Origin of the sequence: Spongiactinospora sp. 9N601, assembly GCF_044326295.1 — a bacterium.
Classification (GTDB): Bacteria; Actinomycetota; Actinomycetes; order Streptosporangiales; family Streptosporangiaceae; genus Spongiactinospora; species Spongiactinospora gelatinilytica.
This window is the reverse complement of the sequence record NZ_JBIRBB010000013.1, coordinates 121341-138262: the sequence shown is the minus strand read 5'-3', so window position 1 is coordinate 138262 and position 16922 is coordinate 121341. Positions and strand designations below refer to the sequence as shown.

Below are 16922 nucleotides of genomic sequence, written 5' to 3'. Positions count from 1 at the left end.
CCGTGGACTTCCGTGACTTTCGAGGTCTTTCGGGATTCGGGAGAGGGGGCCCGGCCACCGGCCGCTGGGGGCCGGCCAGGGCGGCCGGCGGCCGAGCCCGTCCATGGGGGGAAAGAAAAGAAAGCGAAGGTGGCCTGGAAGGCTAAGGAAGCGGGCCCGTGATGCTTTCGATCCAGGGCCGGTGGGCGGGCACGTCGGCGTAAATCCCAGGGCCCTGGTCGCAGTGCAAGGCCATTCGGTTGAACGCGCCGAGCAGCAGCCAGGTGTCACCGCTCGGGGCCAGCAGCGGCCCGCCGGAGTCGCCCCGGCACGGGCCGGCCTTGGTGTCCGGGTTGCCGGTGCAGACCTCCCAGACCGGATCGATCGGTCCGGCGCCGGAGGCGCAGACAGTGGACGGCCGGATCTGTGAGTCGAGTTCTTGAAGTACGTCAGGCGGCGAGCAGGGCAGGCCCATCGTCGGAGTGGTGCATCCCCAGCCGATGAGCCGGGTCGGGCTCCCCTCGGCGGGACGCGTCCCGATCCGGATCGGCACGCCGCTCGCGGGCCGGTCCAGCTTGAGCAGCGCGATGTCGTACGTCGCCTCGCCCGCCGGATGCGGCACGATCTGGCTGACCCCGCGCGTCTCTCCGCCACTGTCGGTGTCCAGGCTGCCGATCCGCAGATCGACGTCCGCGGGCTCATCGCCCCGAATGCAGTGCGCCGCCGTGACGACCCACGTGGGCGTGATGAGGCTGCCGCCACAGAAGTGGCCGTCCACCTCATTCTGGAGCGAAACCATGAACGAATAGGGGTTGGCCGCATCCTGCCCGTGGATGATCGCCTGGGCCGGCAACGCGGCACTCAGCGCGACGGCGAGCGCGGAGATGCATAAGGTCACGTACAGTGCGAGTCTTCGCATCGGCATCGTCTTTCGCGTCGGGGACACGGCAGGACTGGACCGGCTGGCTGGCCGTCCGTACGTCCTGTGGATCTTCACAACCACAAAAGCTCTGCGCCAAGAATCTTTCGCCAGATGGGCGCCAAAGGACAGTCCATTTCGCTGTTCATTTTCTGACCACATCCCCGCGGCGGCGACCGAGAGCGACGACCCGAATTGTTCTGCGATCAGATCGCGCAATATCTCGGCTCAACCTCAATTCGGGGTAGCGCCTCCGCCACCTGCGACAACAGTTCGAAATCAGATAGGGCTGCCGAGGGCGCGAACGCCACGACAACGCCCTGTGACATCTCTCGGATATCCGAGTCATCGGACATTACCCAGCGAAACCCATCAGGCTGGTCACCCTGAGTGAATCGGTGGCAGTGAACGGCCACCGAGAGGAAGGATGAGAGAACAAGGGGAGAACCTGCGGCCCCACCCCAGCCCCCGCCCCGCCCCGCCCCGCCCCGCCCCCGGCGAGAGGTACATCGCGACATGTCCGCAGATTCCACCGATCCCACGACCAACGAATTCGGCACCCGCCTGCGCGAACTACGCGAGGCTCCCCCGTACTGGTCCCGGTCCGACCTGGCCCGCCGCATCCGCGAGACCGCGCACCCCGGCGACGAGATCCCCCACGTCGCCGGCCTGGTCGCCTCGATCAAACAGTGGGAGAGCGGACAGCACATGCCAGGACGCAAGTACCGCCCCCTGCTCGCCCGCGCCCTCGGCGTCTCAGTACCGGACCTGTTCGGCACCGCCCCGGCCCCGGCCCCGATCCCGAGCCTGGAGATTCCGGCTCTGGCGCCCGACGCCGATCTGTATGAACGGATCACACGCGCCATCGAACGTCCACAGCGAACCGACCACGTGACGATCGAGTGGCTGGAACGCTGTCTCGCCGAACATCGGCGCGCCGAAGACACGCTGGGCGGCAGGCCGCTGCTGCCCATGGTGCGGGCTCAGCTCTCGACGGTGGCGGACCTCGCCCGGGGGGCCACCGGGCCCCTCGGCGATCGTGCCGTCCGCGTCCTCGGCGAGTACGCGCAATTCGTGGCGTGGATGTGCCAGGACACTGGAGACCTGGCCGCAGCCGTGTGCTGGTACGACTGTTCGCACGCCTGGGCTCTTGAGGCCGGGGACGCGCCGCTGGCCGCCACCACGCTCAACATGAAGGCCCATCTGGCGTGGAGCCTGAAGGGCGCGCAGCGATGCGTACGGCTCGCCGAGGCGTCCCGATGGCACGACGGCCGGACCACGTTCGGGGTGCAGGGCATGGCCACCCAGATGGCGGCCAGGGGACACGCACAGATGGGGAACGCCCGCCAGGCGCGCAGCCTTCTCACGGAGGCGGAAGAACTGATCAGGCGCGCGGCGGAATCCCCGCACGACGAGCCCGCGTGGATGTACTTCTACGACGAGCACTGGTTTCTCATGCAGCACGGCATGGCCGAACTGACCCTCGGGTACGGCCGGCGCGCGGCGGAGTTGATCGAGCGCGGATTGTCCGAACTGCCGGAGTCCTATCGCCGCGACCGGGCCTGGTTCGGCGCCTGCCTCGCCCACGCCCACGCCGTGGAGGGCGATGCGGCTTCGGCGACCGCCGTGGCCGCGACCATCGCGCCACACGCCGCCGCGGTGAACTCCTACGCCGTGGCCGAGCTGCATGCCACCGCACGAACGCTGGCGGACGCGGGCGCGCACGCCGAGGCAAACGCGATAGAGGACATGGTGACCGCCTCGCGTACTGTCCCCGCGCCTGAGGAGCGCCCCCCTGACCCCCGAAGCCGACGCTGGACAGCCGGTGAGGCGGCGAGTACGGGAAGGATGCGCGAAGAAGGGCCCTACGCGGGCCCCACTTGCCCTCGGAGAGGTGCCGGCGCGCCGCCGAGGTCATCACCGGCGTAGAGGCCCGGCGACTCGCGAGTGCGGCCGAACTCCGCGACGCCTACCGGGAGTTCTGCGGGTGGTGACCGTGCCGCACGCCGCGAATACCTGTGGAGGGGTGCTGTTACGGCTCGGTGATGGAGAAGGTGTTGCCGTCGGGGTCGCGGAAGGCGAACATCGGGGGCACGCCGGGCCAGGCGATGATGTCGTCGGTGTCGACGCCGGCGTCGGTGAGGGCGGCGTGGGCCGCCGCCGCGTCGTCGGTGGTGAAGCGGATGATGATCGAGCCGCGGGTGACGTCCCCGGTGGCCTGGTCCAGTGTGACGACGACGTCGTCACTGCCGGGCGCCAGTTCGATCCACCGGCCGGTCGGGATCGGCATGTCGCGCACCACGGTGAAGCCGAGCGTGTCGACGAAGAACCGCAGCGCCTGGTCCTGGTCGTTGACGGGCACGCTGACGGTCCGGATGCCGGTGATGACCTTCGCCGGCGCGCTCATCGAGCGATCCGCTCGTCGAGGGTGACCGTGACGGTGTCACCGGCCTGCTTGCCGATGCGGGCGCGGACGTCGGCGGTGAACGCGAGCTTGTGCGTACCGTCGCCGAGCGCCATGAACGAACCTTGGAACGGCTCCCCGTCGACGCGGCCCCGAACCTTCACCAGCCCGCGGGTGCCGAAGAACTCGGCGGAGCCCGGCATCACGACATACGTCCAGCCGCCCTTGCTCGGGCTCTTGCGCAGCGTCGTGGTGAACGTCTTGTCCAGTTTTGTATCGATGTTGTGTAGTGCAGTCATGATTGTTCTCCTCCGTACATGAGCGAGCCGGGTGTGGTGAGTTCCGTGCCGGTCTCCAGCCAGGTCTTGAGCCCGGAAAGGATCATCGGCCAGCCACCGTAGAGGTGGTCGTCGGCGTCGGCGGCGAGCTGGTCGTGCCGGACGATGAGCCGGCAACTGTCGCCGACCTGCTCGATCTGCCAGGTCACCCGGCTGGTGCCCTGGGCGGCGATGTCGTCGTCCCAGATGGCGTGGTAGGTCTGCACGAGCCGCCGGGGCGGGTCGACCTCGATGTTCTCGCCCTCGATCAGCCCACCGGCGCCGCGGTGGGTGACCCGGTAGGCAGAGCCCGTGGTCCAGTCCGACTCCACCCGCGCGCCGAACTGGAACCGCGCCCGCGTCTCGGGATCGGTGATCGCCTGCCACAGCCGCTCCGGCGTGGTGCGGATGAAGATCTCGAACATCTTCTCCACCCGTGCCTCCAGATGTCTTTTCAGGTCGACGAGGCCGGCGGCCCACGTCTCGGTGTACTTGCTGACCCAGCGGTCGTGGATGAGGCGGATCGGCACGGGGTTCAGGAAGTGCAGCTTTTCCCGGCCCCGCCGGTCCGACACGACCAGGCCGGCCTCTTCCAGCAGGCGAAGGTGCTTTGCCACGGCGACCCTCGTCATCGCGAACCGGCTCGCCAACGCGTTGAGCGACTGCCCGTCCCGCCGGAACAGCTCATCGAGCAGCTCCCTGCGCGTCGTGTCCGCCAACGCCCTGAATACCCGTTCCACGCGACCTACAATAGGAAACCATATGGTTTCATGTCAACCCGCCAAGCCACCCGCCTCGGTGTCGCTCAGTGGAGGTCGATGCCGGGGGTGCGGCGGGGCAGCCGGCGCCGTGGTCGCCAAGGACGCATGGGAGCCCAGGGCCGGAACACGCTTTTCGGTCCCTGACGCGTGCGCCCGTCGGGGGTGCCATACACGCCATACGCCCGAAATATGAGGGATTCATAGGCTTCTCCGCCCCTCATGTCGGTGTCACCGTTGGGGCAGCCCTGGCCGGCCACGGCTCCTTGCGCCTGCGAACAAGGAGTCATCGCATATGTACCCCAAAACCACGCTGGGAGCGTTCGCTCTCATGACGGTCGTCGCCATGGGCGCGACGGCGCCGGCGAGCGGCGCGGAGACCACGAGCACGGTGAGCACGGTGAGCACGGTTTCTGGGCTCGCCACGGCACACAGTGCGGGCACGGATGGGAGCCGCTCTGCCGGCCAGGCGCTCCTGGGCTCAGGCAACAGCCACTTCAACGGCAACCCGGTGACCATCCAGACCATGCAGTCGGGGAGCCAGTACTCCCTGAACGATCCCACCCGCCCCGGTCTGAACTGCGGCCGTCACGGCGGCCCCATCTTCACCAAGACGACCGACACCTGGGGCGACGGAACCGGCACCAGCCTGGAGACCGCCTGCGTCGATGTCATGTTCGCCGCGCAGAAACACTGGGACATGCTGCGCAACTGGCTGGGACGCAACGGCGTCGACGCAGCCGGCCGCTCCTACCCGGCGTCCGTCGGCCTGAACACCATCAACGCCTACTGGGACGGCACCCGCACCGTCTTCGGCCACAACAGCGCACGCACCAACCAGCTCACCTCACTCGACGTGGTCGGCTTCCAATACGGCCTCGCCGTCTACGCCAAAACCGGTACCGACGACGGGAACGGTGCGGAGGCACAGGCCCTGGAGCGGTCGGCCGCCGACATCTTCGGCACCTTGACCGAGCACTACGCCAACCACCCCGTTGCTCTGGACGAACCGGACTATCTGATCGGCGAGGAGGTGAACGTGGACGGCAGGGGGCCGCTCATCCATATGTACAAGCCCTCACTGACGGGTAACGAGAACTGCTACTCGGTCTCCCCGACGGGAACCGTCGACAGCGGACCGCAGGACCACTGGTTCTACCTGCTCGCCGAGGGCACCAACCCGCCGGGCAAACCCGCCAGCCCGGTCTGCGCAGGCCCGTCCCCGCTGGCCGGGATCGGCATCCAGAAAGCCGCCCGGATCTTCTATCTGGGGCTCCAGCGCAAGTCCTATGGCTGGTCATACCGCAGGGCACGCGTGGCCACCGTGCAGGCCGCCAGAAGTTTCTACGGCTGCGCCGAGATGAACGCGACCAAGGCCGCGTGGACCGCCATCAGCGTCCCCGCCCAGCTCGGCGAGCCGACCTGCCCGACGCCCACTCCCACTCCCACTTCCTCAGGCCCTTCCAGCCCCTCTCTCAGCGGGATCACGGCCGCCCCGCCCTCGGCCACGGTCAGGCCCGGTGAATTCACCACCGTCCAGATCAAACTGACGCCCGACACGGTCCAGCAGGTGGCCCTGTCCGCCGGCCCCGGCCCAGCGGGAACGACCGTCAGCATCATCCAGAACGATCGAACCATCACGGCGACCATCAGCGTCTCGGACAGCACCCCCCAGGGCACCCACCCCATCACCTTCACCGCGACCTCCGGCGCTACCACCAAGACGACCCAATTCATCCTCACAGTCGTGGGGGACGACGGCTGATTCAGAAGCAGAACTCACGGCACACGAGAAACACCGGCGTCGGGCGAAGCCCGACGCCGGGAAAGCGTCCGAGCGTGGCGCAGGCCGAGCCTCTAGGGCTCACGGGGCAGTCGCCGAAGAGCGCGATGGGCTGGAAGGGCCGTTCTCAGCCGGTGCTGGGAACGGCGGGCGGGCACGACACACGCGAAACGCCGGACACCAGAACGCAACACAATACGGCGCGGCGGCGACACGAGGCCATGCCGTAAAGGAACCGAAGCCAGAACGCGCGGCACACAAGACACCCTGACGTCGGGCGGAAAAGCGTCCGAGGGCCGGGCCCTCAGGGGCCCGCCCGAGCGCAATATCGATTACTTAGGCACCGCGGCGCGGATCATCGAGTACACGACGGGCCCGTCGGGAATCTCGGTCGTTGCGACGGTGGTGAACCCGAGCCGTTCGTACAGGCGCACGTTCCGCTCATCCGAGGTACGGAGGGCGACGGCCCCGCCTCGTTCGTCGATCATCGAGAGCCCTGCGGAGGTCACGGCCGTTCCCAGCCCCGTCCCCTGGTGGGCCGGATGCACGCCGACCGTTTCGAGAGCCCAGGACCCCGCCGGGGCATCGGGAAGCGCGAGCTCAGCAAGCGCTGTCAGGCGTGACCCATAAAGCTCCGCCAGTCGCTGCTGAATCGGAGCGGCGGGCTCCGGCGCGTCCGGCGGCAGGAATGCGGCAACGGCCCGTACCTCCTCGTCCACCAGCACGAGGCCATGCGCGAGGGCGTGCGTGAGATACAGCCGCTGCATTTCTTCGAGACGCTCCGCGTATCCGTCGGCAGGGAGAACCCAGCGCGTCCACCCATGTGCCGCGAATGCCTCGGCAAGGACTCGCGCCGCAGAGCCCAGATCCGAGGACCGGGCAAGACGAACATGGTGTCTCACGTCCGAACGTTCACCTGGTATCTGCGCTCGCCTCCCTCATATCCCGAACCACAGAAGTCCCCTCCACACCAACATATCGCCCCCGTGAATCGACCGGACGCATCTCCGGGAGGGGTCCACCGGTGGAGTCGACGAGAACAGAACGGGGCTCCTCCGGTGCGAACGCGTGCCGCTCCCCCCACTGACGCGCGGCCACGATGACCGCGAAGAAGTCGCGGCCCGCCTCCGTCAGGTCGTAGACCTGACGCCGTCCGGACGGGGCTGAATGCCGCTCAAGGATCCCCCGTTCCACCAGGCGTCGCAGACGGTCGGTGAGGATGTTGCGCGCGATGCCGGTCCGATGCTGGAAGTCGGTGAACGCCCACGCGCCGTCCATCGCGTCGCGGACGATCAGCAGACTCCACCGATCTCCGACGAGATCCAGCGTGCGCGCGATCATTGAAGCGGAACGTCCATCCGCAAACCTCTACGCTTGGGCAAGAGCCGGAATTCCGTCCCTGACCTGCACTTTTGTCCGTTGATAACCGTTGGCCGATGCCGACGGAAAACGGCTGCTCTGCGGACTTCTCGCGGCCGGCTTGTCCAACGGCGCGAACGTCTGAAAAGCCCTCCCCTTTGACCGGTGCTGGGAACGGCGCTCGGCCCCGGCACACGCGAAACGCCGGGCACCAGAAGGCGACCCGGCACGACGCGGCGGCGGCACGGGGCATGCCGTACAAGAACCAAGACCGGAACTTACGGCACACGAGAAACAACGACGTCGGGCGAAGCCCGACATCAGAGAAAGCGTCCGAGCGTCAGCGAGGGCCGAGCCTTTCAGGCAGCGGGAGCACCGCCAAAATCAGACGTTGAAGCGGAACTCCACGACGTCCCCGTCCTGCATCACGTAGTCCTTGCCCTCGATACGGGCCTTGCCCGCCGACCGGACCGCCGCGATCGAGCCCGCCGCCACCAGGTCGTCAAAGGACACGACCTCAGCCTTGATGAACCCGCGCTGAAAGTCGGTGTGAATGGCCCCCGCCGCCTCCGGTGCCGTCGCGCCCTTGCGGATCGTCCAGGCCCGGGTCTCCTTGGGCCCCGCCGTCAGGTAGGTCTGGAGCCCCAGCGTGTCGAACCCGACCCGGGCCAACTGGCTCAGCCCCGACTCCTCCTGCCCCACCGACTGAAGCAGCTCCAGCGCCTCGTCCTCGGGCAGCTCCACCAGCTCCGACTCGATCTTGGCGTCCATGAACACCGCCTCGGCCGGCGCCACCAGCCCCGCGAGCCGGGCCTTCAGCCCTTCGTCCACCAGCTCGTCGGCGTCGAGGTTGAAGACGTAGAGGAACGGCTTGGCGGTGAGCAGGTGCAGCTCGCGCAGGTCGTCAAGGTCGATCCCGGCGGCCTTGGCCCCCGCGTACAGCGTGGTGCCCGCGTCGAGGACCTTGACCGCCGCCTCGGCCGCGTCCAGGGCGGACTTGCGGTCCTTGTTGCCCTTGGACTCCTTGGCCAGCCGCGGCACGGCCTTCTCCAGGGTCTGCAGGTCGGCCAGGATCAGCTCGGTGTTGATCGTCTCGATGTCGCGCTGCGGCGAGATGTCACCATCGACATGGGTCACGTCGGGGTCGCTGAAGACCCGGATGACCTGGCAGATCGCGTCGGTCTCGCGGATGTTGGCGAGGAACTGGTTGCCCCGCCCCTGCCCCTCCGAGGCCCCGCGTACCAGGCCCGCGATGTCCACGAACTCGACCTTGGCCGGCAGGATCTTGGCAGAGCCATGGATCTCCGCCAGCTTGGGCAGGCGGTCGTCGGGGACGCCCACGACGCCCACGTTGGGGTCGATGGTGGCGAACGGGTAGTTCGCGGCCAGCGCGTTACCGCTCCGGGTAAGCGCGTTGAACAGGGTGGACTTGCCGACGTTGGGCAGCCCGACGATGCCGATGCTCAAGCTCACGTTCGCCGAGTCTACGCGGACCCGGGGGCGTGTCGGCCCGCCGCTGCGCCGAGCGGGCCTGGGATCATTGCCGTCGTGGACGTCATGGCTACCGCCCTCCTCGTCATCGCCTGCACCGCCGCCGGTTTCGCCATCGGCTACGCCTTCGGCAGGTCGCGGGCGATCGCCGAGGCCGCGGGCCGTACGGCCGACGCCGAGGCCCGCGCCAAGGTGGCCGAGGGCAAGCTCGGCTACGTCGAGGAACAGCTCACCGAACGCTTCCAGGCCCTGTCCGCGCGCGCGCTCGACGTCAACAACCTGCGCTTCCTGGAGATGGCCGAGACGCGCCTGGCGACCTCCCGGGCCGAGGCCGCCGGCGAGCTGGAGCAGCGCAAGCAGGCCGTGGAGCACATGATCGAGCCGCTGCGGGAGACGCTGGCGCGGGTAGAGGCGCAGCTTCGCGACAGCGACCTCGGCCACCGCGCGTCGCAGGCGGAGCTGAGCAAGCAGATCGACTTCGTGCGGCAGAGCTCCGACCAGCTCCGCGCCCAGACCAGCGCGCTGGTCCGCGCCCTGCAACGGCCCGAGGCCCGGGGCCGCTGGGGCGAGTTGCAGCTCCGCAGGGTCGCCGAGATCGCCGGGATGCAGCGGTTCTGCGACTTCGACGAGCAGGCGAGCGCGGTGACGCCCGGTGGCACGGTACGTCCGGACATGGTGGTACGGCTGAGCGGCGGCAAGAACATCATCGTGGACTCCAAGGTGTCGCTGGCCGCCTATCTGGAGGCCGCCGAGTCCGCCGACACGGGCGCGCAGGCCGTACGGCTGGACGCGCACGCCCGGCACCTGCGCGAACACGTGGACCGGCTGGCGGCCAAGGCGTACTGGCAGGCGTTCAGCCCGACGCCGGAGTTCGTGGTGCTGTTCATCCCGGGCGAGGCGTTCCTGGCGCCGGCGCTGGAGCGCGATCCGGAGCTGCTGGAGTACGCGATGGGCAAACGGGTCCACATCGCCACCCCGACCACGCTGATCTCCATGCTGCGCACCGCCCACTACACCTGGCAGCAGGCCGCCCTGACGGAGAACGCCCGCGCGGTGTTCGAGCTGGGCAGGGAGCTGTACGAGCGGCTGGGCTCGATGGGCCGCAACGTGGAGTCGCTGGGCCGCGCCCTCGCCCGTTCCGTGGACGCCTACAACAAGACGGTCGGCTCGCTGGAGAGCCGGGTCATGGTCAGCGCCCGCCGGCTGAACGACCTCGGCGTGGTGGACGGCGACCTCGACCCGCCGCAGATGATCGAGAACCTGCCCCGCACGCTCGCCAGCCCGGAACTGGTGAACGAAGCCGACCCGGCAGTACCGAGCGACGAAACGGGCCTTGCGGACGAAGTAGGTGCGATGGATCACGCCTGGTGGCGGAAGAGGGCGTAACCTCCGCGTCTTCCCGGCCCCTGACGGTAAATTGGCCATCGACCTGTCCGTACAGCCGGGCGGGTGCACACTGCAAGGGGGCAAGCGGTTTGGCTCAAGGGGGGCGACCATGAGCGCGACACCCGCGCAGCGGGCCGGCGTGCGGCTGACCGCCCGCGGCGCGATCGCCGTCGTCGTGGCCGCCACGCTGGCGGGCGAGCTGCTGGCGAGTGTGTTCGGCTGGTCGTTCGCGGTGGGCGCGACCTTCGTGGCGGGCTGCCTGGCCGCGGCGCTCCTGATCAACCCGCGCGACCTGCTCTCCCTGGTGGTGACCCCGCCGCTGCTGTTCTTCGCGGCCACGCTGATCGCGGAGCTGGTGCGGGCGATCGGCGCGGCGTCCATGATCCAGGCGCTGGGGCTCGGGCTGTTCACGTCGCTGTCGGCGGGAGCGCCGTGGTTGTTCGCCGGATCGGCGCTGGTGCTGGGCGTGGCCTGGCGGCGCGGCCTGCCCGGCAACGTCCGCACGCTGCGCGAGGAGCTGCGCGCCGCGCGGGCCGGCGGCGAGGAGCCGCGCAAGCCCGCCGCCGCCACGCCCGCCGCACAGGTCTTCGTGCCCGAGCCGGAGGGCTACTTCGAGCCCAAGGTGTACGGCAGGCACCGCGACACCGCCGAAGGCCCGCCCGCGACCTGACCCGCCCCGCCCGCGACCTGCGCCGCCCGCCGCTACCCGGCCGGGGCGCGCAGCTCGCGGCGCAGCTCGTGGGGCAGCGCGAACCGCACGCTCTCCCGCACCGACTCGACCTCCCGCACGTCGCCGTACCCGTGTGCGGCCAGGTACGCGAGCACGCCGTCGACCAGCGACTCGGGAACCGAGGCCCCGCTCGTGACGCCGACGGTGGTGACGCCCTCCAGCCAGGAATCTTGAATGTGGGAGGCGTCGTCGACCAGGTAGGACGCGTCGGCCCCGGCGTCGAGCGCCACCTCCACCAGCCGCTTGGAGTTGGAGGAGTTGGTCGAGCCGACCACGATCACCAGCTCGGCCTCGGCGGCGATCTCCTTCACCGCGACCTGCCGGTTCTGGGTCGCGTAGCAGATGTCGTCGCTCGGCGGATCGATCAGGTTGGGGAACCGCTCGCGCAGCCGGGTGACCGTCTCGGTCGTCTCGTCGACCGACAGCGTGGTCTGCGACAGCCACACGACCCGGCGCGGGTCGCGGACGTCCACGTCGGCCACCGCGTCGAGCCCGTCGACCAGCTTGACGTGCGCGGGCGCCTCGCCCGCGGTGCCCTCGACCTCCTCGTGGCCCTCGTGGCCGATCAGCAGGATGTCGTAGTCCTTCGCGGCGAACCGCTTGGCCTCGTTGTGGACCTTGGTGACAAGTGGGCAGGTCGCGTCGATGGTGCGCAGGTTACGGCCGGCGGCCTGCTCGTGTACGGCGGGCGAGACGCCGTGCGCGGAGAACACCACGATGGCCCCCTCGGGCACCTCGTCGGTCTCCTCCACGAAAACGGCCCCGCGCTCCTCCAGGGTCTTCACCACATGGGTGTTGTGAACGATCTGCTTGCGCACGTAGATGGGCGCGCCGTACCGCTCCAGGGCCTTCTCCACGGCTTCCACCGCGCGATCGACCCCCGCGCAGTAGCCACGAGGCTTGGCAACGAGCACACGTCGGGTCGCAGGGGTCTCTCTCGTCATGCTTTCTATGCTACGTGGAGTGAGGGAGGGCGCCCGTTCGCTTACCCGAGCGTTCGCGTACCCGACGCGCCAGTCTTTTGCCAGACTAGCCGTCCAGTAGACAGACCTCCCGAGGAGCCGTTATGTCCCTACCCGACGTCGTCCGTAACGTCGCGAAGTCCGTCCGCGACGCGTTCTCCGACCGTGACGGACTCAAGGCGAAGGCCAAGGACCTTCCGATGAACGTGCTCCAGACCACGCTCAGCGGGGTCGGCCAGGCGCTGCTGTTCGGCGATCGGCTGCGTACCAGGCTCAAGCGCATCGGTACGAAGGACGAGGCCGAGACGGGCCAGGAAGCCGTCAAGCAGAAGGAGAAGGCGGAAGGGCAGGAAGCGCTGCCCGACACCACGGCGGAGGGTGTGAAGGCCGAGGCGGCCCGTACGGCCGCGAGCGAGGAGACCTCCGTGGCCACGGAGGAGGCCAAGCCGGCCCGCCGCGAGCCGGTCATCTTCGCGCCGCGCCCGGAGAAGGCGGCGGAAACCGAGCAGCCGGAAAAGCGGGAAGAGCCCGCAGAGCCCGCAGAGCCGGAAAAGGCCGAAGCGCCGCAGGAGCCCGAGCCCGCGAAGGCCGCAGAGGTCGCCGACGTCATCGAGGTCACCGAGACCGTCGAGCCCGTCGAGCCGGCCAAGGCCGCAAAACCCGCCAAGACCCCCAAGGCCAAGCCCGCGGAGCCCACCGCCAAGGCCGCTGAACCCGTCGCCGAGGCCGCCGTACCCGCCGAGCCTGCCGAAACCGAGCCCGCCGGTACCGATCTGATCGAGCCCATGCCCAACTACGCCGAGCTGAGCATGGCGTCCCTGCGCGCCCGCCTGCGCGGCAAGTCCGCCGAAGAGGTCCGTGCGCTGCTCGCCTACGAGCAGGCCACCGTCAACCGCGCGAACATCATCAAGATGTACGAGAACCGGCTGGCCAAGATCGCCGAATCGGGGGGCGAATAGCCATCGCCCGATAGGTTCCTGGCATGGCGCAGAAGACCTCCCCTGAGCAGCCGATCCCCGTCAGGACCGTGCTGCAGATGGTCGCGGGCTGGATCGGCAAACTCGGCACGATCTGGGTCGACGGCGAGATCGCCGAGCTGACCGCGCGCGGCGGCACGGTGTTCATGACCCTGCGCGACCCGGTCGCGAACGTCTCGGCGCGCGTCACCTGCCCGCGTGGCGTGTACGAGGCGACGGTCCCGCGGCCGGTGGACGGCGCGCGCGTCGTCGTCCACGTCAAACCGGACTTCTGGGTCAACCGCGGCTCGTTCGCCTTCACCGCGCTGGAGATCAAGCCGGTCGGCGTCGGGGAGATGCTGGCGCGGCTGGAGCGGCTGCGGCAGTTGCTCGCCTCCGAGGGCCTGTTCGCGACCGACCGCAAGCGGCGGCTGCCCTTCCTGCCGGGCACGGTGGGGCTCATCTGCGGCCGTGACTCGGCCGCGGAGCGCGACGTGCTGGAGAACTCCCGGCGGCGCTGGCCCGCCGTGCGGTTCAAGGTGGAGGAGGTCGCGGTCCAGGGTCCGTACGCGGTCGGCGAGGTCACCGAGGCGCTGGCCCGGCTCGACGCCGACCGCGAGGTCGAGGTGATCGTCGTGGCCAGGGGCGGCGGCTCGTTCGAGGACCTGCTGCCCTTCTCCGACGAGTCGCTGGTGCGGGCGGTCGCGTCCTGCCGTACTCCGGTGGTCAGCGCGATCGGCCACGAACAGGACAGCCCGCTGCTCGACCTGGTCGCCGACGTACGGGCCTCCACGCCGACCGACGCCGCCAAGAAGGTCGTGCCCGACGTGGGCGAGCAGCTCACCCTGGTACGCCAGCTCCGCGACCGTGGCCGCCGCATGGTCAAGGGCTGGCTGGATCGCGAGCTGGCCTGGCTGTCGTCGGTGCGCTCGCGTCCGTCGCTGGCCGATCCGGTACGCGAGGTCGAGCGCCGGGCCGAGCAGGTCGACCAGTTCAGAGACCGGGTCCGCCGCAGCCTGGGCGGCTCGCTGGACCGCGCGGAAGACTCCCTGGGGCACCTGCGCGCCCGTCTGGTGGCCCTCTCCCCTGCCGCCACGCTGGAGCGCGGCTACGCCATCGTGCAGCGCCCCGAGGGCGACGTCGTACGGCGGGCCGCCGACGTGTCGGTGGGCGACGCGCTGACCATCAGGTTCACCGACGCCCGGGTGACCGCCCGCGCGGACGGTTCCGGGCCCGATGAGGAGCCCTAGGGTAGGCACGTGGCAGAAGAGAACGCACCCTCATACGAGAAGGCCCGCGAGGAGCTGACCGAGGTGGTCCGCCGCCTTGAGGCGGGCGGGCTGACCCTGGAGCAGTCGATCGAGCTGTGGGAGCGCGGCGAGAAGCTGGCCGCTTTGTGCGAGGAGTGGCTACAGGGGGCCCGGGTGAAGCTCGCCGCCGCGATGGCCCAGCGCAGGCAGCCCGACGCCGACGACTCGCCCTTCTGAGCCCTTCTGAGCGGGCGGCCACAGGCTAGGCGGCGGGCTGGGGCTTGAGGCTGGCGGCCAGTGCGGTGAGTTCGGGCCAGTCGGCGGTACCGGTCACCACGATGGTCGCCTCCGGCAGCACCCGTACCAGCGAGCGCTGCTTCTTGTCCGGCCGGAAGCGGCGCTCCCAGGTCGCCTCGCCGATCTGCTGGGTGCCCTCCGACCTGGCGATGCCGGCCATCCGGTCGGCGAACTCCGCGAGCGGCTTCTCATCGCTCTGCGCCAGCATCACGTGCGCGCGCGAGGCGGTGGCGAAGCCCAGCCGCCAGGTCACCGTGCCCTTGCTCGGGACCATGCGCGAACTCGTGGGAATCCAGCCCTTCGGCGTGGCGGCAGGAGCCCACACCTGGTAGGACGCGGTACGGCGGGCGTTGGACAGGTCGATCGTGTAGTCCACCTGGGGGATGTGCTCCGACCGCCCGGTCGGCGTGATCAGCAGGAAGATGCCGACCATCCCCAAGCACACGACGACGGCGAACACGTATCCGTAGAATCCCTGGGCGAAACGCTGCACAGTTGGCGAGATTACCCGCTGCGGGGCGCGGTCTCGTTCCTGACCGGCCCTGGATGGCCCGGGGATGGCCTGGGGATGGCGGGTCATGGCCTGGAGATGGCCTCCACGATGGCCAGGACCTCGTCCGACAGCCGGCGCGAGGCGTCCTCGTCGTCGGACAGCGAGACCTCCGACACCGCCATCGCCAGCGCGCCGGTGAGCACCACGACCAGCGCCCGCTCGCCCGGCTCGAACAGCGCCGCGTTGCGCTCGGTCCACTTGCGCAGTCGTTCCCGCATGATCACGTCGAAGCCGGGCGGCCCGTCGCCGCGCAGGAACAGCGCCGACAGCTCCCGCTCGGCTAAGCACCCGGCCAGGTAGGCGCTCGCCCCGGCGGTGAACAGCCGCATCGGGTCGTCCACGCCCGCGGCCCGCGCGCTCTGGACGGCCTGTCTGGTCCGCTGGGTCTGCCGGGTCTGGAACTCCTCGAACAGCGTGAGGTACAGGTCGGCCTTACCCGAAAAATGGTGGTAAAGGCTGCCGACGCTCGTGCCCGCCCGCGCGACGACCTCGGTGACCGCGGCCTCGGCGAAACCGCTGGTGATGAACACTCCTCTGGCGGCTTCCAGTATCGCGCCGCGCGTCGCCGCGCCTCTTTCCGAGGTGCGTACCGTCACGCCGGTCACCGGCCGTTCGTCGTCGTCGCTCATGGTGGCGCCATTATCCTCCGCCGGCCGCCGGAAGGCAGCCAACTACGATCGAGGCAGTTGCCGGGAATGGTGCTAACACAGGAGGGTTCGCCGGAATGTCCGAACAAACACCTCAAACGCCCGTACCATCCGCACTCGCCACGGGCGAGCACGCGCCCGACCGCAACCTCGCCTTGGAACTGGTCCGTGTCACCGAGGCCGCCGCCATGGCCGCGGCCCGCTGGGTGGGGCGCGGCGACAAGAACGGCGCGGACGGCGCCGCCGTCAACGCGATGCGCCAGCTCATCAACACCGTGTCCATGGACGGTGTCGTGGTGATCGGCGAGGGCGAGAAGGACAACGCGCCCATGCTCTTCAACGGCGAGCGGGTGGGCGTCGGCAGCGGCCCGGAGTGCGACGTGGCCGTGGACCCGATCGACGGCACCCGGCTGACGGCCCTGGGCATGCCGAACGCGGTCTCGGTGATCGCGGTCAGCGAACGCGGGTCGATGTACGACCCCTCGGCGGTCTTCTACATGGAAAAGCTGGTCACAGGGCCGGAGGCGGCGTCCGTGGTGGACATCAACGCGCCGGTGGCGGACAACATCGCCGCCGTGGCGCGGGCGAAGGACGCCAGCCCGTCCGACGTCACGGTGGTCATCTTGGACCGTCCGCGGCACGAGCGGATCGTCAAGGAGATCAGGGAGACCGGGGCGCGGATCAAGTTCATCACCGACGGCGACGTGGCCGGGGCGATCATGGCGGCCCGGCCGGGCACCGGCATCGACCTGATGCTGGGCGTCGGCGGCACCCCGGAGGGCATCATCGCGGCCTGCGCGCTCAAGTGCCTGGGCGGGGTGATCCAGGGCAAACTGTGGCCCAAGGACGACGCCGAACGCCAGCGGGCCCTGGACGCCGGGCACGACCTCGACGCCGTGCTCACCACCGATGACCTGGTCCGTTCCGACGACGTGTTCTTCGCCGCCTCGGGGATCACCGACGGGGAGCTGATGGGCGGCGTCCGCTACCAGGGCGGCGCGGCGGTCACCAATTCGCTGGTGATGCGCGGCCGTTCGGGCACGGTACGCAAGATCGAGAGCGAGCACCGGCTGTGGAAGCTGCGCGCCTACAGCGCGATCAACTTCGACACGGCGGGCTGATCTGTTCCGG

Annotated in this window: 18 protein-coding genes; 8 read left to right on the top strand and 10 right to left on the bottom strand. The window is 69.5% G+C overall.

Annotated elements, in window-relative coordinates; translation table 11 throughout:
* Window positions 1-142: 142 nt before the first annotated feature.
* Entirely contained in the window at window positions 143-898 is a 756-nt protein-coding gene (locus ACH34R_RS29210) for a S1 family peptidase (RefSeq protein ID WP_397564741.1), read from the bottom strand.
* Between the two features lie 516 nt (window positions 899-1414).
* On the opposite strand from ACH34R_RS29210, the gene ACH34R_RS29205 reads away from it, so the two are divergent.
* On the top strand, window positions 1415-2827 hold the full coding sequence (locus tag ACH34R_RS29205) for a helix-turn-helix domain-containing protein (protein ID WP_397564740.1): 1413 nt from the start codon (window positions 1415-1417) through the stop codon (window positions 2825-2827).
* A 103-nt stretch (window positions 2828-2930) separates the two neighbouring features.
* Here ACH34R_RS29205 and ACH34R_RS29200 read toward each other — a convergent pair whose 3' ends face one another.
* Genes ACH34R_RS29200 through ACH34R_RS29190 form a run of 3 tightly spaced genes read right to left on the bottom strand, consistent with a single transcriptional unit; the run spans window position 2931 to window position 4359 of the window.
* A complete protein-coding gene (locus ACH34R_RS29200) occupies window positions 2931-3305 on the bottom strand; it encodes a VOC family protein (RefSeq protein ID WP_397564739.1) in 375 nt (124 codons plus the stop codon).
* Window positions 3302-3601: a DUF1905 domain-containing protein gene (locus ACH34R_RS29195; protein WP_397564738.1), complete on the bottom strand. Its 300-nt coding sequence runs from the start codon at window positions 3599-3601 to the stop codon at window positions 3302-3304. Before ACH34R_RS29195 ends, ACH34R_RS29200 begins: the two co-directional genes overlap by 4 nt.
* Window positions 3598-4359, bottom strand: a complete 762-nt coding sequence (locus ACH34R_RS29190; RefSeq protein ID WP_397564737.1) for an ArsR/SmtB family transcription factor — start codon at window positions 4357-4359, stop codon at window positions 3598-3600. The genes ACH34R_RS29195 and ACH34R_RS29190 overlap by 4 nt, the downstream gene beginning before the upstream one ends.
* Before the next feature lie 313 nt (window positions 4360-4672).
* Here ACH34R_RS29190 and ACH34R_RS29185 point away from each other — a divergent pair, with 313 nt between their 5' ends.
* The gene (locus tag ACH34R_RS29185) at window positions 4673-6142 is read left to right on the top strand and encodes a M4 family metallopeptidase (protein WP_397564736.1); all 1470 of its coding nucleotides are present in this window, start codon (window positions 4673-4675) and stop codon (window positions 6140-6142) included.
* Between the two features lie 350 nt (window positions 6143-6492).
* Here ACH34R_RS29185 and ACH34R_RS29180 read toward each other — a convergent pair whose 3' ends face one another.
* The 3 genes from ACH34R_RS29180 to ychF form a co-directional block, all read right to left on the bottom strand.
* Window positions 6493-6927, bottom strand: a complete 435-nt coding sequence (locus ACH34R_RS29180; RefSeq protein ID WP_397564735.1) for a GNAT family N-acetyltransferase — start codon at window positions 6925-6927, stop codon at window positions 6493-6495.
* Window positions 6928-7072: 145 nt separating this feature from the next.
* A complete protein-coding gene (locus ACH34R_RS29175) occupies window positions 7073-7501 on the bottom strand; it encodes a winged helix-turn-helix transcriptional regulator (RefSeq protein ID WP_397564734.1) in 429 nt (142 codons plus the stop codon).
* A gap of 402 nt (window positions 7502-7903) precedes the next feature.
* Complete coding sequence (ychF, locus tag ACH34R_RS29170) at window positions 7904-8992, bottom strand: redox-regulated ATPase YchF (protein WP_397564733.1); 1089 nt, start codon at window positions 8990-8992, stop codon at window positions 7904-7906.
* An 84-nt stretch (window positions 8993-9076) separates the two neighbouring features.
* Here ychF and rmuC point away from each other — a divergent pair, with 84 nt between their 5' ends.
* A complete protein-coding gene (gene rmuC, locus ACH34R_RS29165) occupies window positions 9077-10396 on the top strand; it encodes a DNA recombination protein RmuC (RefSeq protein ID WP_397564894.1) in 1320 nt (439 codons plus the stop codon).
* 109 nt (window positions 10397-10505) lie between these two features.
* A complete protein-coding gene (locus tag ACH34R_RS29160) occupies window positions 10506-11066 on the top strand; it encodes a DUF6542 domain-containing protein (protein ID WP_397564732.1) in 561 nt (186 codons plus the stop codon).
* Between the two features lie 32 nt (window positions 11067-11098).
* On the opposite strand, the gene ACH34R_RS29155 is transcribed toward ACH34R_RS29160, so the two are convergent.
* Window positions 11099-12070, bottom strand: a complete 972-nt coding sequence (locus ACH34R_RS29155; RefSeq protein ID WP_397564731.1) for a 4-hydroxy-3-methylbut-2-enyl diphosphate reductase — start codon at window positions 12068-12070, stop codon at window positions 11099-11101.
* Window positions 12071-12192: 122 nt separating this feature from the next.
* On the opposite strand from ACH34R_RS29155, the gene ACH34R_RS29150 reads away from it, so the two are divergent.
* The 3 genes from ACH34R_RS29150 to ACH34R_RS29140 are packed head-to-tail and all read left to right on the top strand — an operon-like array spanning window position 12193 to window position 14531.
* Window positions 12193-13047 carry a hypothetical protein gene (locus tag ACH34R_RS29150; protein WP_397564730.1) on the top strand — a complete coding sequence of 285 codons (855 nt, stop codon included), beginning with the start codon at window positions 12193-12195 and terminating at the stop codon, window positions 13045-13047.
* Between the two features lie 23 nt (window positions 13048-13070).
* Window positions 13071-14294: an exodeoxyribonuclease VII large subunit gene (gene xseA / locus ACH34R_RS29145; protein ID WP_397564729.1), complete on the top strand. Its 1224-nt coding sequence runs from the start codon at window positions 13071-13073 to the stop codon at window positions 14292-14294.
* Between the two features lie 9 nt (window positions 14295-14303).
* Entirely contained in the window at window positions 14304-14531 is a 228-nt protein-coding gene (locus tag ACH34R_RS29140) for an exodeoxyribonuclease VII small subunit (RefSeq protein ID WP_111166552.1), read from the top strand.
* A 25-nt stretch (window positions 14532-14556) separates the two neighbouring features.
* On the opposite strand, the gene ACH34R_RS29135 is transcribed toward ACH34R_RS29140, so the two are convergent.
* Entirely contained in the window at window positions 14557-15084 is a 528-nt protein-coding gene (locus ACH34R_RS29135; protein ID WP_397564728.1) for a DUF4245 domain-containing protein, read from the bottom strand.
* A gap of 83 nt (window positions 15085-15167) precedes the next feature.
* Window positions 15168-15773: a TetR/AcrR family transcriptional regulator gene (locus ACH34R_RS29130; protein WP_397564727.1), complete on the bottom strand. Its 606-nt coding sequence runs from the start codon at window positions 15771-15773 to the stop codon at window positions 15168-15170.
* 95 nt (window positions 15774-15868) lie between these two features.
* On the opposite strand from ACH34R_RS29130, the gene glpX reads away from it, so the two are divergent.
* Window positions 15869-16912: a class II fructose-bisphosphatase gene (gene glpX, locus ACH34R_RS29125; protein WP_397564726.1), complete on the top strand. Its 1044-nt coding sequence runs from the start codon at window positions 15869-15871 to the stop codon at window positions 16910-16912.
* The last annotated feature ends 10 nt before the right edge of the window (window positions 16913-16922 follow it).